This window comes from Pseudorhizobium marinum (assembly GCF_000705355.1).
GTDB lineage: Bacteria > Pseudomonadota > Alphaproteobacteria > Rhizobiales > Rhizobiaceae > Neorhizobium > Neorhizobium pelagicum.
On record NZ_JMQK01000018.1, the window covers coordinates 25,552 to 38,604 of the forward strand.

At 62.3% G+C, this 13,053-nt stretch carries 15 protein-coding genes; 11 read left to right on the top strand and 4 right to left on the bottom strand.

All coding sequences use genetic code 11. From position 1 onward, the window contains the following. Nucleotides 1-34 precede the first annotated feature (34 nt). From EO99_RS0118885 to phoB, 10 genes are all read left to right on the top strand, one after another. A complete protein-coding gene (locus EO99_RS0118885) occupies nt 35-820 on the top strand; it encodes a class I SAM-dependent methyltransferase (protein ID WP_029620158.1) in 786 nt (261 codons plus the stop codon). A 935-nt stretch (nt 821-1,755) separates the two neighbouring features. After that, nucleotides 1,756-2,382 (top strand): outer membrane protein, encoded by a 627-nt coding sequence (locus tag EO99_RS0118890; protein WP_029620159.1) that lies wholly within the window; start codon nt 1,756-1,758, stop codon nt 2,380-2,382. Nucleotides 2,383-2,795: 413 nt separating this feature from the next. Then, complete coding sequence (locus tag EO99_RS0118895; protein WP_029620160.1) at nt 2,796-3,245, top strand: DUF2383 domain-containing protein; 450 nt, start codon at nt 2,796-2,798, stop codon at nt 3,243-3,245. A 134-nt stretch (nt 3,246-3,379) separates the two neighbouring features. Beyond that, complete coding sequence (locus EO99_RS0118900) at nt 3,380-3,715, top strand: hypothetical protein (RefSeq protein ID WP_029620161.1); 336 nt, start codon at nt 3,380-3,382, stop codon at nt 3,713-3,715. Nucleotides 3,716-3,860: 145 nt separating this feature from the next. Further along, complete coding sequence (locus EO99_RS0118905; protein ID WP_029620162.1) at nt 3,861-4,901, top strand: substrate-binding domain-containing protein; 1,041 nt, start codon at nt 3,861-3,863, stop codon at nt 4,899-4,901. A 69-nt stretch (nt 4,902-4,970) separates the two neighbouring features. Next, nucleotides 4,971-6,431 carry a phosphate ABC transporter permease subunit PstC gene (gene pstC, locus EO99_RS0118910; RefSeq protein WP_029620163.1) on the top strand — a complete coding sequence of 487 codons (1,461 nt, stop codon included), beginning with the start codon at nt 4,971-4,973 and terminating at the stop codon, nt 6,429-6,431. A gap of 92 nt (nt 6,432-6,523) precedes the next feature. Further along, nucleotides 6,524-7,759 (top strand): phosphate ABC transporter permease PstA, encoded by a 1,236-nt coding sequence (gene pstA / locus EO99_RS0118915; protein ID WP_404820886.1) that lies wholly within the window; start codon nt 6,524-6,526, stop codon nt 7,757-7,759. Between the two features lie 13 nt (nt 7,760-7,772). After that, nucleotides 7,773-8,588 carry a phosphate ABC transporter ATP-binding protein PstB gene (gene pstB, locus EO99_RS0118920; protein WP_029620165.1) on the top strand — a complete coding sequence of 272 codons (816 nt, stop codon included), beginning with the start codon at nt 7,773-7,775 and terminating at the stop codon, nt 8,586-8,588. A 43-nt stretch (nt 8,589-8,631) separates the two neighbouring features. After that, on the top strand, nt 8,632-9,351 hold the full coding sequence (phoU, locus tag EO99_RS0118925) for a phosphate signaling complex protein PhoU (RefSeq protein ID WP_029620166.1): 720 nt from the start codon (nt 8,632-8,634) through the stop codon (nt 9,349-9,351). Between the two features lie 17 nt (nt 9,352-9,368). Beyond that, nucleotides 9,369-10,055, top strand: coding sequence for a phosphate regulon transcriptional regulator PhoB (phoB, locus tag EO99_RS0118930; RefSeq protein ID WP_029620167.1), 687 nt, complete (start codon nt 9,369-9,371; stop codon nt 10,053-10,055). Nucleotides 10,056-10,110: 55 nt separating this feature from the next. On the opposite strand, the gene EO99_RS0118935 is transcribed toward phoB, so the two are convergent. After that, nucleotides 10,111-10,368, bottom strand: coding sequence for a hypothetical protein (locus EO99_RS0118935; RefSeq protein WP_029620168.1), 258 nt, complete (start codon nt 10,366-10,368; stop codon nt 10,111-10,113). Between the two features lie 262 nt (nt 10,369-10,630). Between EO99_RS0118935 and EO99_RS0118940 the strand changes: the two genes are divergently transcribed. Further along, nucleotides 10,631-11,242 carry a transglutaminase-like cysteine peptidase gene (locus EO99_RS0118940; protein WP_029620169.1) on the top strand — a complete coding sequence of 204 codons (612 nt, stop codon included), beginning with the start codon at nt 10,631-10,633 and terminating at the stop codon, nt 11,240-11,242. A 28-nt stretch (nt 11,243-11,270) separates the two neighbouring features. Here the strand turns inward: EO99_RS0118940 and EO99_RS0118945 are convergent, their stop codons facing one another. The 3 genes from EO99_RS0118945 to EO99_RS27605 form a co-directional block, all read right to left on the bottom strand. Further along, the gene (locus tag EO99_RS0118945) at nt 11,271-11,558 is read right to left on the bottom strand and encodes a helix-turn-helix domain-containing protein (protein WP_081852126.1); all 288 of its coding nucleotides are present in this window, start codon (nt 11,556-11,558) and stop codon (nt 11,271-11,273) included. A 37-nt stretch (nt 11,559-11,595) separates the two neighbouring features. Then, on the bottom strand, nt 11,596-11,748 hold the full coding sequence (locus tag EO99_RS28305; protein WP_235776871.1) for a BrnT family toxin: 153 nt from the start codon (nt 11,746-11,748) through the stop codon (nt 11,596-11,598). 397 nt (nt 11,749-12,145) lie between these two features. Next, nucleotides 12,146-12,820, bottom strand: coding sequence for a hypothetical protein (locus EO99_RS27605; RefSeq protein ID WP_156034892.1), 675 nt, complete (start codon nt 12,818-12,820; stop codon nt 12,146-12,148). Between the last annotated feature and the right edge of the window lie 233 nt (nt 12,821-13,053).

Sequence of the window (13,053 nt, forward strand, 5' to 3'; positions counted from 1 at the left end):
TGAAGCCTTTCCGAAGATCATCGGGGGACGATTCGTGGACGCCAAGACTGTCGCTCACCATTGGGAAGGGAATGCCGAAGCCTGGACGCTCTACTCCCGGGCTGGCTACGATCGCTATCGCGATGCGTTGAATACCCCGGCCTTTCTCGACATGCTGCCACCGGTGTCCGGCCTCACGGGGCTGGACCTCGGTTGCGGCGAGGGGACCAACACGCGCAGGGTCGCGGAACTTGGTGCGGCGATGACGGGTCTCGACATTGCGCCGACCTTTCTGCGTCATGCCCGCGAGGCGGAGGATGCGGATCCGCGCGGCATCGATTACGTGCTCGGAGACGGGCTGACGCTGCCGGTGCCCGATCACGCATTCGATTTCGTCACGGCCTTCATGTCGATGATGGACATGGCCGACCAGCCGACGGTGTTGAAGGAGGTGGCGCGGGTGCTGAAGCCCGGTGGCTTCCTGCAGTTTTCGATCCTCCATCCCTGTTTCGTGCCGCCGAAGCGGCGCAACGTCCGGGATGAGCGCGGCGAGGCCGTGGCGGTGGAGGTCGCCGATTATTTCGACGAGACAGAGGGCCGCATCGAACGCTGGCTGTTCTCCGCCATCCCCGCCGGGGAACGTGCCGGCGTGACGCTGTTTTCCATCCCCCGCTTTCATCGGACGCTTTCCAGTTGGGTTTCGATGATCGTCGGGGCAGGGCTCGCAATCGAGGCGCTTGGCGAGCCGATGGCCTCCGAAGAACTCGCCGCCGCCGAACCGGTCGTCGCCGACACCCGGATAGCGCCGATTTTCCTGCATGTCCGCGCAAGACGCCCGTGAACAGATGCTCGGGCTGTCCGGCGCGGGCAATGGGTGGATAAGTCAGGGCTTGCGCTGGTCCATCCGAATTTGCGGGTGAGGGGCAAGCCGGAAGGCTCAAATGACAAGACAGACTCCTCCCTTGGCGATCTTCAAGACTTTCAAGTTCGGACGGGGCGCTGAAAGCTGCCTCGTAAGTTAGTTTTATGTGGCACCTCGCAGCGCCCCGTTCGGCGGTTGTTGCCCGCGACTTCGGTCCCTCTGCAAGGGTCTTCGAGGCGGTGTTCGTCTGGTTGCCAGAAGCACGGGCGGACCGAGTTACCGCCAACACTCAAGGCGCCTTCGCCGAACGCTCGTCGTGACGGCGGACACACCGTCCGGCGACACCATCCTCGTCGACCCCCCTGTGTGCCGCACAGGCACGCCCGGCGCGCTCTTTCGGGCGTCAAGAGGCGGGAGCCGGTCCGAAACCCCGCACCTCTCCCCGTGTCGCCGGAGGGAGACCATTTTCCGCGAGCCCCGAGGATGGAGACTTACGTCGTTTCCCCACCACCGGCGCCGGCTCCACCTCGCCGGCACGCCTGCCGGTGTATCCGAGAGCGGAACGGGGGATTATGGGCACGGGTTGGAGCAAGGTGAATCTGGATGGGGGTAAGTGGTTGATTTTTGGTGGGTGGGGGTGCGATTTTGCGGAGGCGGGTGCCGCAAGGGGCCTCATCCTGAGGTGGACGGGCGAAGCCCGGCCCTCGACGCATCCTCTCGTTTTCGTGACCTGCGTCGCTCAAGAACTGGCCGTCGCGACGGACAAAATTAACAAAGCCTTTAAGGATTTCCGACATATTGAACGAAGCTTGCCGGTGGTGCCACGAGGGCTGTTGGGGCGGTCGCTGCCGGAAGTTTGTAACCTGAGTAATTGCCTGCATGAGAAGATGCGGGCGCTGTACGGAGTAACCTTCATGAACACGACGCCCTTCGCCCTGGCGATTGCCGCTGCATTTGCCGCCACGCCTGTCATGGCTGCGGACCTCACCTATTCCGATCCTGCTCCGGCCTATGAGGCGCCTGCAGCGTCCACCGGCGGCTGGACCGGTGCCTACGTCGGTCTCCACGCCGGAACCGGCTCCGAAAGCATGAGCCCGTTCTCGGGCGACAAGGAATTCATGGGCGGCGTCCAGGCCGGCTATAACGCCGAAATGGGCGGTGCCGTTGTCGGCGGCGAACTGGAACTCTCCCACATGGGCGACACGGAAGTCGACGTTCCCGGCGGTCAGCTGAAGGAACGCCACCGCATTGCAGCCAAGGCCAAGGTCGGTGCACCGCTCGGTGACACGCTGGTCTACGGCACCGCAGGTGGTGCGATGACGAGCCTGCGCGACAGCGGCAACGCCCAGGGCCCCGACGGCTGGAAGCCGGGCTGGCTGGTCGGCGCCGGCGTCGAGCAGAAGTTCAACGAGCAGATCTCCGGCCGGGTGGAATACAACTACACCCGCACAGGCGACGTGCGCAGCTTCAACGGCGTTTCGACCTCCGAGACGAACGTCAGCGACCACACGATCAAGGCAGGCGTGAACTACAGGTTCTAATCTCCTCCAAGAAATCCACCTCCCCCTCCGCGGGGAGGTGGATCCCGTGACGAAGGCTTGCGCCCCGTGCTCCTGGTGCCGGGCGAGGCCCGCCTTCACGGACGGCCGGCATGTCGCCGGCGGACGCCTCCACCGAGGCAGCCTGTCGAACACCGCACCCACATCTGCATGCCCGAGGATGACCGCGCCCAGACGCGGGACGCCCTCGCTTTTTCCTTCGTCACCCGCCTCCCGTACTCCGATTGCTACCCCGCCCGACGGACCGAGATGTCGCAGCCGCCCGTGCGGCGCCGCTTCGGCGCTCGCCGGACCGGCTTTTCATCCGAAAGCTGTTGTTTATGCATCCGCCTTGGAACGCTGCGGCGGCCGGCTGGTTGGAGGGCCTGTGTCAACGGAAACGAAGGAGCACAGACATGGTCACCATGGTCGGCAATGAATCCAGCATCGAAAAGCTGGTCACCAACCTGATCTACCTCGAGCGCGACGCGATCGCCGCCTATGAATCGACGATCGAGCGGCTCGACGACAAGACGCTGAGCAGCCAGGTGGAAAGCTTCCGCCAGGATCATCTGCAGCATCTCGACGTGCTGAACGAGATGGCCCGCGAACTCGCCATCGACGCGCCGACCGAGGGCGACATGAAGCAGATGCTGACGACCGGCAAGATCGCCATGGCCGACATGATGGGCGATGGCGCGATCCTGAAGGCGATGAAGACCAACGAAGACGACACCGTCACCGCCTATGAGCGTGCGTCGCAGCATCAGGAGGCCATGCCGAAGTCGAAGGCGTTCTTCGAGAAGGCGCTGGCCGACGAGCAGCGCCACCGCGCCTGGATGCAGGAGACGGCAAGCCGGCTCTGAGCCGTCTGCGGACTAGCAACAGGCTGCAGAGGCAGCCATAGGGAAGGGGGCGGTTCGCCCCCTTTTATGTCTGCGTTCCTCCGCATGGACGGACCTGCGGCGGATACGTCGCTTGCGGGGCAGGGAGAAGGACAATGCGCTTCATACCGACGCTGGTACACGGAATTGCCGACTATGGGGTCGGCATCGGCATGATAACGCTCGCCATGGTCGGCGATGTGGAGGGCATTGCCTTCCATGCGTTCATCCTATTGGGTGCCTTTGCCATTCTCTATGCGCTGATGACCGATTACGAACTGGGCTGGAAGCCCTATCTCACCATGCCGGCGCACCTCGCCATCGACGCGGGTTTTGCGGTCGTCATGCTGTGTCTGCCACTGGTCCTCCCGCTGCCGGCGCTGCTCGTCGGCGCCAGTCTGGTAATCGGGATAACGGCGCTGGTGCTGGTTGCCACGACGCGGCTTGGCTGAGGCGCGCGCCCCTGGAGGGTGCGGCGGAAGGGGCCTGCCGCGATCGTCAGACAAGTGATATGAAACTGTCACAAAACTGTAATGGAGGCCCTATAGACGGAACCCGACGCCAAAGCGTCAATCCGAATTCTTAGGGAGAAAATCCATGAAGAAGTATCTTGGAAGCTGCGCGGTTGCCGCAATCATGATGGCAACCTCGGGCGTTGCCGCTGCGCGTGACCAGATCCAGATCGCAGGCTCCTCCACGGTTCTGCCATATGCCTCGATCGTCGCTGAAGCCTTCGGCGAAAACTTCGAGCATCCGACCCCGGTCGTCGAGTCCGGCGGTTCTGGCGCAGGCCGCAAGAAGCTTTGCGAAGGCGTGGGCGAGAACACCATCGACATCGCCAACTCCTCCTCGCGCATCAGCCAGTCTGACATCGACACCTGCAAGGCCAACGGCGTTGCCGAGATCCAGGAAGTTCGCATCGGCTACGACGGCATCGTCTTCGCTTCCGACATCAACGGTGCGGAATATGCCTTCACGCCTGCTGACTGGCACGCCGCTCTGGCTGCCAAGGTTGTCAAGGACGGCAAGCTCGTCGAGAACCCGAACAAGAACTGGAGCGACATCCGTTCCGACCTGCCGGAGCAGCCGATCCTGGCCTTCATCCCCGGCACCAAGCACGGCACCCGCGAAGTCTTCGACGAGAAGGTCATCGTAGCGGGCTGCGAGGAGAACGGCACGTTCGAAGCTCTTGCTGCTGAAAATGCCGGCGACAAGAAGGCTGCTGCCAAGGCTTGCATGCAGCTCCGCACGGACGGCGTTTCGGTCGACATCGACGGTGACTACACCGAGACCCTGTCGCGCATCGACGCCAACAAGAACGCCATCGGCGTCTTCGGTCTGTCCTTCTACCAGAACAACACCGACAAGCTGCGTGTCGCCACCATGGGCGGCGTCGAGCCGACCGTCGAGACGATCGCTGCCGGCGAATACCCGGTTTCGCGCCCGCTCTACTTCTACGTCAAGAACGCTCACCTGGACGTTATCCCGGGTCTGCAGGAATACGTAGAGTTCTTCGTCTCGGACGAGATCGCCGGCCCGAACGGTCCGCTTGCTGAATACGGCCTGGTTTCCGATCCGGAGCTTGCCAAGACGCAGGAAGCCGTTAAGAACCGCACCCCGATGGGTTCGCTGAACTAATTCGGCAATCCCTTCTGGCGGCGCAACATCTGCGCCGCCAGTTTCCCGTTTGTGAAGGGTATGGGCTAGATGAGCGTTGGCAGCATTGTCCTCGTTGTCCTGGTGCTCGCGGCACTCGGCTATTTTTTTGGCAGGCGTCGAGCCGTTGCCGCATCCGCGAAAAGCGGAGTGAAGCTTCACTCTCTTTCGGGCTATTACGGACAGACCGTCGCTCTGTTCACTGCCGTCCCTGCATTGCTTCTCATGGTTGCCTGGCTGTTCGTGCAGCCGATCATCATCGAAAGTCGCGTCAGCGACATGATCCCCGACAGCGTGATCCCGCAGGGCGGGGCCTTGAGCCTCGTGATGTCGGACGTGCGACAGATCGCAGGCGGGCTCGATGCCGTCCTCGCCAATACCGAGCTCAGCGAAGAAGCCCTCAACAGCGGCGAGGTCGACTTCACCACGATCCGCGCCCGCATGGCTGAGGTTGGTGTAGCGCTGGCCGGCGATGTGCCGCAGGAAGTGTATGAAGCTGCGAAAGCCTATCGCCAGGGCGCAGATATCGGCCGTCTGATGATGACGGTTGCCGTCATCGGACTGGCTCTCGGCCTCCTTGCGTGGTCGATGAGACGGATCGAGCCGAGGATGCGCGCCCGCAACGTCAGCGAGAACTTCGTTCAGGCTCTGTTGATCGGCTCGTCCACGATCGCCATTCTCACGACCGTCGGCATCGTCTTCTCGCTGGTGTTCGAAACCATCAACTTCTTCAAGCTGTATCCGGCCTCCGAATTCTTCTTCTCCACGGTCTGGAACCCGCAGTTCCGCGGCGGTTCTGATCTCGGCATCCTGCCGCTGCTTTGGGGTACGCTCTACGTATCGCTGGTGGCGCTGCTGGTGGCGGTCCCGGTCGGCCTGATGATCGCGATCTATCTTGCCGATTACGCGGGTTCGACCCTGCGCAGCTTCGCCAAGCCGGCCATCGAAGTGCTCGCCGGCATTCCGACCATCGTCTACGGTCTTTTCGCGCTGATCACCTTCGGCCCCTTCCTGCGCGACTGGATCGCGCAGCCGCTCGGGCTGGGGAGTTCGTCCTCGTCGGTTCTGACCGCCGGCCTCGTCATGGGCGTGATGATCATCCCGTTCGTCAGCTCGCTGTCCGACGACATCATCAATGCCGTGCCCCAGGCGATGCGCGACGGTTCCTATGCGCTGGGCGCCACCCAGTCGGAGACCATCAAGAGGGTCATCCTGCCGGCCGCGCTGCCGGGCATCGTCGGCGCCATCCTGCTGGCCGCAAGCCGCGCCATCGGCGAGACCATGATCGTGGTCCTCGGTGCCGGTGCAGCCGCCAGGCTCGACCTCAATCCCTTCGAGGCGATGACGACCGTGACGGTGAAGATCGTCAGTCAGCTGACCGGCGATACCGAATTCGCCAGCCCTGAGACGCTGGTTGCCTTCGCGCTCGGCCTCACCCTCTTCGTGATTACCCTTGGGCTCAACGTACTGGCCCTTTACATCGTGCGCAGATACCGGGAGCAGTACGAATGACCGATATGACCGCCGCAACCCCTGCGAAGTCGCCGTCTGCCAGCGAGGCGCGGACCCGCCGCCGCAATGCATCGGAACGTCGCTTCCGGCTGATGGGACTGATTGCCGTCGCCATCGGTGTCCTGGCGCTGGTCGGCCTGCTGGTCTCCATCTTCGCGAACGGCGCTTCGACCTTCCGCCAGACCTATATCACCCTCGACATCTATCTCGACCCCGCCCGCCTCGACAAGTCGGGGGCACGCGACATCGAGGAGATCTCCAAGGTCTCGACATTCGGCTATGCGCCTCTGATCGAGGACTCGCTTGCTGCGGCCATGGCGGAGCGTGGCCTCACGGGGATCGACGCGGATGACGCCGCCGACCTGATCTCCGGCGAAGAGCCGGCCATGCTGCGCCGCTACGTGCTCAACGATCCCTCGCAGATCGGCGAGACCGTGGAGTTCAACCTGCTCGCCTCCGGTCGTATCGACGGCTACTACAAGGGCCGTGTCACGATGGCGAGCGCCGAGCTCGACCGCAACGTCTCGCCCGAGCAGCTGATGCTGGCCGACGAGCTGAAGGAAGCGGGCATCCTGACGACCCGCTTCAACTGGGACTTCTTCACCAATCCCGACGCATCCGACACGCGACCGGAAGCCGCCGGCCTCGGCGTCGCCATCCTCGGTTCGCTCTACATGATGCTGATCGTGCTGGTGCTTTCCCTGCCGATCGGTGTCGCCGCGTCCATCTATCTGGAGGAGTTTGCGCCGAGGAACCGTCTCACCGACCTGATCGAGGTGAATATCGCCAACCTCGCGGCGGTGCCGTCGATCGTCTTCGGTATTCTCGGCCTCGCGGTCTTCATCAACTTCGTCGGCCTGCCGCAGTCTGCTCCCGTGGTGGGCGGCCTCGTGCTGACGTTGATGACGCTGCCGACGATCATCATCGCGACCCGCGCCGCCCTGAAGGCCGTGCCGCCGTCGATCCGCGATGCGGCCCTTGGGGTCGGAGCATCGAAGATGCAGGCGATCTTCCATCACGTCGTGCCGCTCGCCATGCCGGGCATCCTGACCGGGACCATCATCGGCCTTGCGCAGGCGCTGGGCGAAACCGCGCCGCTGCTGCTGATCGGCATGGTGGCCTTCGTGCGCGAATATCCCGCCGGTCCGCCCGAGGGCTTCTTCGATCCGGCATCGGCCTTGCCGGTCCAGGTCTACAACTGGACCCAGCGCGGCGATCCGGCGTTCTTCGAACGCGCCTCCGGCGCCATCATCGTGCTTCTGGTATTTCTGCTGTTCATGAACCTGATTGCGATAATTCTTCGCCGCCGCTTCGAGCGCCGGTGGTAAAGGAGAGCACGATATGAATATGTTGTCCGACGCTGCTGCTGAGAAGGCTCTGGTAAAAAAGATGAACGAAGTCAACTACAAGATGGTCGGCAAAGACGTGTCGGTCTACTACGGTGAGAAGCGTGCACTCTTCGATGTCAATCTCGGTGTTCGCAACAACACGGTAACGGCGCTGATTGGCCCGTCCGGCTGCGGCAAGTCCACCTTCCTGCGCTGCCTGAACCGGATGAACGACACCATCCAGGGCGCCAAGGTCACCGGCCTGCTGACCCTCGACAGCAAGGACATCTACGATCCGGATATCGACGTGGTGGAACTGCGCGCCCGCGTCGGCATGGTGTTCCAGAAGCCGAACCCGTTCCCGAAGTCGATCTACGAGAATGTTGCCTACGGACCGCGCATCCACGGACTGGCGCGCTCGAAGGCCGAACTGGATCAGATCGTCGAGGCGAGCCTTCAGAAGGCCGGCCTCTGGAGCGAGGTCAAGGATCGTCTGCAGGAGAGCGGCACCGGCCTTTCCGGTGGCCAGCAGCAGCGCCTCTGCATCGCGCGTGCCGTCGCCGTTTCCCCGGAAGTCATCCTGATGGATGAGCCGTGCTCGGCGCTCGACCCGATCGCTACCGCCAGAGTCGAGGAACTGATCCACGAACTGCGGGCGAACTATTCGATCGTCATCGTCACCCACTCCATGCAGCAGGCGGCACGCGTTTCGCAGCGCACGGCGATGTTCCACCTCGGCAACCTGGTGGAAGAGGACGATACCGACAAGATGTTCACCAACCCCAGCGATCAGCGCACGCAGGACTACATCATGGGCCGCTTCGGTTGATCCGCTTTCGGCAGCCTGACGCGAAGCTAGCGAGGACCAAATAATGCCATCGACCCATATTACCTCCGCCTATGATGACGAACTGAAGTTTCTGACGCGCCGCATCTCCGAAATGGGCGGCCTTGCCGAGCAGATGTGCGCCGACGCCGTCCGGGCGCTGGTGAACTCGGACGCGGCTCTCGCCCAGAAGGTGATTTCCGACGACGTCATCCTCGACAACGCCGAGCGCGAGATCGGCGAGAAGGCGATCGTCACCATCGCCAAGCGCCAGCCGATGGCCTCCGACCTGCGCGAAGTCATCGGGTCGCTGCGCATTGCCGCCGACCTCGAGCGGGTGGGCGATCTCGGCAAGAACACCGCCAAGCGCGTCATCGCCGTTCAGGAGAGCGGCATCCCGCGCAATCTCGCCCGCGGCCTGGAGCATCTTTCGGAACTGGCGCTGATCCAGCTGAAGGACGTGCTCGACGTCTATGTCACCCGTTCGGTGGAGAAGGCCGAAGCCATTCGCCAGCGCGACGAGGAGATCGACGCGATCTACACCTCGCTGTTCCGCGAACTCCTCACCTACATGATGGAAGATCCGCGCAACATCACCAGCTGCACGCATCTGCTGTTCTGCGCCAAGAACATCGAGCGGATCGGCGACCATGCCACCAACATCGCCGAGACCATCTACTACATGGCGACGGGCGAGCAGCCCGAGGGCGAACGCCCCAAGGACGATCGGTCCAACACGCTCAGCACGATCCTGAGCGACGATTAGGACGGACGGAGACACGCATGCAGCCAAGAATTACGGTGGTAGAAGACGAAGAGGCGCTGAGCGTGCTTCTTCGCTACAATCTTGAAGCCGAAGGCTATGAGGTGGAGACGGTCACCAAGGGCGACGAGGCCGAAATGCGGCTTCAGGAACGTGTTCCCGACCTTCTGATCCTGGATTGGATGCTGCCCGGCGTTTCCGGCATCGAGCTGTGCCGGCGGCTTCGCATGCGCCGCGAGACCGAGCGCCTGCCGATCCTGATGTTGACGGCACGCGGCGAGGAGAGCGAGCGCATCCGCGGCCTCTCCACCGGCGCCGACGATTATGTGGTCAAGCCCTTCTCGACGCCGGAGCTGATGGCCCGCGTGAAGGCGATGCTGCGCCGCTCCAAGCCCGAGGTGCTGTCGGCCGTGCTGCGTTGCGGCGACATCGAGCTCGACCGGGAGACCCATCGCGTCCACCGCAAGAGCCGCGAAGTGCGCCTGGGGCCGACCGAGTTCCGCCTGCTGGAGTTCCTGATGACGTCTCCTGGCCGCGTCTATTCCCGCGCGCAGCTGCTCGACGGCGTCTGGGGCCACGACATCTACGTCGACGAACGCACGGTCGACGTCCACGTCGGGCGCCTGCGCAAGGCGCTGAACTTCTCCAACATGCAGGATGTCATCCGCACCGTTCGCGGTGCCGGCTACTCCATGGAAGGCCCCTGAGGCCCCTGAGGCCGTTGGGGCCGGCTTCTTGCCGGTCCCGCCCTCCGCTTGGTAGTCAGTCGAGCGGATATTCGATCCGCTGCCGGTCGACGAGCCGCAGCGAGCGGTCCTGCGCGATCACATAGCGCTCCTGCCATTCCTGGCCGAACTGATCCCGGAACCGATGGGTGGCGGTGCTTCCGATCGGAGCCTTGGTGCGCCGCGTCTCCGGCTGGCCGCCATAGATCAGGCTCCCGGGGATCGGTTCGAGCTGGCTTGCGGTCGTGCAGCCGGCGAGAAGGGCGGCAAGCGTCAGAAGGTAAAACGGCTTCATGGGGCACTCCATGGGTTTTCTGGCGTGGAAACGGCTGGCGAAGCCAAAGTTTCCCGAGCCATGCGGATTTCCTGCCGCGGTCGGATACGGTCCCATCACATGGTTGATGTTTAAGCAATCTGCACGGTGCGCGACACCGTCCCATCGGCGTCTGGCAGCCAGGATATAGCGGTCTGCACGAAAGATAACAGGTAAGAGTTCGTAAATTGCGGAGAGCGTCATCGTTCCTTTAGATTTCTTTTAAGAATCAGGGGAACGGCGGATGAAACTTTCTCTCGTGTTGAAGGCGGTCCTTGCCGCAGCGGCCGTGGTGTGTCTTCCGGGCGTGGCGGCGTCCGGGTCCGGTGCCGGCGTGAGCATGGTGGTGGGCAAGCTCACGTCGCAGCCGATCGGGCACTACGAGTTCTGTAAGCTGAACCGGGCCGAGTGCAGCCAGCGCCTGCCGTCCGCACCGCCGCGCAAGCTCACCCCGGAGCGATGGGCCGCGATCGAGCGCGTCAACACCTCCGTCAACGCGCGCATCACGCCCAAGCGCGACAAGCTGATCTACGGGCGCGAGGAGGTCTGGACCTATCCGGTGACCGAAGGCGACTGCGAGGACTTTGCCCTCCTGAAGCGCAGGGAACTGGCGGCCAAGGGCTTCTCACTGTCCAATCTTCTCCTCACGGTGGTCCGCAAGCCGGACGGGGAGGGGCATGCGATCCTGACGGTGCGCACGGCCGACGGCGACTTCGTCCTGGACAATCTCGACCCGAAGGTCCGGCGGTGGAACGAGACCGGCTATGTCTACGTCAAGCGCCAGTCGTCACGCGATACCGGCCGCTGGCTGAGCATCGAGAGCCGCGGCGACATGCTGGTAGGGTCGGTGCGGTAGGGCATCCATCCGCGGTACTGTTTCCGGCTCAGGCCGGCACCTTGCGGAGTGCATTGGCTGTTCCGTCCGGATCGTTGGCGATCACTTTCAGATAGGCCCGTGCCGGCTGGTCCGGCTCGGATCGGCCTTGTTCCCAGTCGCGCAGCGTGCCGAGCGGGATTTCGTATCGCAGCGCGAATTCTTCCTGCGTCAGGCCGAGTGCGCGGCGGATCACTCTCACCTGCGGCATGCGCGGCGCGGTGCGCAACTGTGCTTGCGTCAGCGGCGGATTGTCTGGATCGGCCAGCGCATTGGCTTCCGCTTCCGCGTCGGTCATGGCGTCAAGGTAGGCCCAATCAGTTTCGTCGGCTTTTCTAGGTGACATTTTGGTACTCCCGGCGCTCAGCGCGCGATGCTCTTCGCGCGGAGATGATGCGGATGATGTCGTTGCGTTCCGTATAGATCACCGTGAAAAGGATACTATTGGCGAGCCCAACGACCCGACGCCGGACTTCCCCATACTCCATCGATCTCACTTCGGTGTCGACAGCGAAGGGATCGTTGAAAACCTCAGAGGCAGCGAAAAACTGATCCGGTGTTGGGCCACATTGCTCAAGGCCTTCTGTTCATCCCATTCAAAATTTAGCGTGAGCGCCTACGGATGACCAGTAGTTTGGTGCGCTCTAGTGTGGCGGCTTTTCGGGAGTACGGCAGCTATTAATCGACAGGGGAAATGTTGACTGTTGTCGGTGCGGTGCCGAGTCACCCCCTGCGAGGGAGAAAGCGAAATCGAGGAATCGGCCCGATCAGGGCCGAACCTCAGATTTCCGCAAGAGGGGGCTCGGTGAGGGGCAACGGAACTGCGCCCTCCCCAGGAAAATCCCCGCTTGGGGGAGGTGGAGGGCATTGCCCAATGTGCCACTATCAAACTTCTGACGATGGCCGATCTGGCGGTGTGATCGGTCTCGTGCCACCGTGTTCGTTGATCGATGCGCGACAAAGCCGATCCAGATGGGCCATCAACTTGTCCGCTAAGTCTTGATAGGTCTTGGGATCGTCCGACCATCGATAAAGCTTCATGTCTTGAAGTGACAGCACTGCAAAGTCGTCGGCGGTGTCAGTATTTTTAGGCCAGTTCCGTTGCACCAATGTCAATGCTGCAAGAACGAGGTGTCGGGACAGCTTGGTCCCTTTTGTGTTCCAGATGTGAATAGCCACCCGTTGTTCGTCGATCTTGACGACACAATCCGCGTCAAAGCGAACCTTGAACAGCGAGTCCGGGCTTTCCACGGTGACGGACTCGCAGTTGGTGACCGGTCCGGGGTTAAGTTTCCGCCATCTAAGGTAACGGATGATTCCGCGCTTGGCAGAATGCCGCTCTGGTATCTTCTTGATCGAGCTTAAAGACGACAGCAGTTCAGTTGCTATGTGGGTGCCGCTATTGAGATTTTGGAGTGCGAGGCGAAGGCTTCGATGGAAATCATATCCATTCCCTTTCGAAGGTTTGTAGCGCTCACGTATCGCCGCTTTTTGAGGAGCTTCATTAAGCGAAATAAGACGCAGGAATGCGGAGAAACCGAATGTTGGTGTCTTAGACAAGTTGTCTTCCTTCTGTTGAAAGTCACTGCATGTGCTCGACTCTCAATCCGACTCCTCGTAAGGTCACCTTGCTACAGGGTGAGGAGAGATCTTTGCCGCGCATAGGCACTTTGCTTGTTGCGATCTCGAAGCCGACATCATTGACGTGATGTCGGCTTCGTCGTTTTGGCGAAGCTACGGTCAGGAGCCGATTCCCGTTTCGTTCCGCCTTGCACTTCGGCCCGAGGTTTCCC

What these genes read in the sequence shown, in the direction of transcription:
- EO99_RS0118890 (WP_029620159.1), top strand. Translation starts at nt 1,756, where the DNA reads ATGAACACGACGCCCTTCGCCCTGGCGATTGCCGCTGCATTTGCCGCC.
- EO99_RS0118895 (WP_029620160.1), top strand. Translation starts at nt 2,796, where the DNA reads ATGGTCACCATGGTCGGCAATGAATCCAGCATCGAAAAGCTGGTCACC.
- EO99_RS0118900 (WP_029620161.1), top strand. Translation starts at nt 3,380, where the DNA reads ATGCGCTTCATACCGACGCTGGTACACGGAATTGCCGACTATGGGGTC.
- EO99_RS0118905 (WP_029620162.1), top strand. Translation starts at nt 3,861, where the DNA reads ATGAAGAAGTATCTTGGAAGCTGCGCGGTTGCCGCAATCATGATGGCA.
- pstC (WP_029620163.1), top strand. Translation starts at nt 4,971, where the DNA reads ATGAGCGTTGGCAGCATTGTCCTCGTTGTCCTGGTGCTCGCGGCACTC.
- pstA (WP_404820886.1), top strand. Translation starts at nt 6,524, where the DNA reads ATGGGACTGATTGCCGTCGCCATCGGTGTCCTGGCGCTGGTCGGCCTG.
- pstB (WP_029620165.1), top strand. Translation starts at nt 7,773, where the DNA reads ATGAATATGTTGTCCGACGCTGCTGCTGAGAAGGCTCTGGTAAAAAAG.
- phoU (WP_029620166.1), top strand. Translation starts at nt 8,632, where the DNA reads ATGCCATCGACCCATATTACCTCCGCCTATGATGACGAACTGAAGTTT.
- phoB (WP_029620167.1), top strand. Translation starts at nt 9,369, where the DNA reads ATGCAGCCAAGAATTACGGTGGTAGAAGACGAAGAGGCGCTGAGCGTG.
- EO99_RS0118935 (WP_029620168.1), bottom strand. Translation starts at nt 10,368, where the DNA reads ATGAAGCCGTTTTACCTTCTGACGCTTGCCGCCCTTCTCGCCGGCTGC.
- EO99_RS0118940 (WP_029620169.1), top strand. Translation starts at nt 10,631, where the DNA reads ATGAAACTTTCTCTCGTGTTGAAGGCGGTCCTTGCCGCAGCGGCCGTG.
- EO99_RS0118945 (WP_081852126.1), bottom strand. Translation starts at nt 11,558, where the DNA reads ATGACCGACGCGGAAGCGGAAGCCAATGCGCTGGCCGATCCAGACAAT.
- EO99_RS28305 (WP_235776871.1), bottom strand. Translation starts at nt 11,748, where the DNA reads ATGGAGTATGGGGAAGTCCGGCGTCGGGTCGTTGGGCTCGCCAATAGT.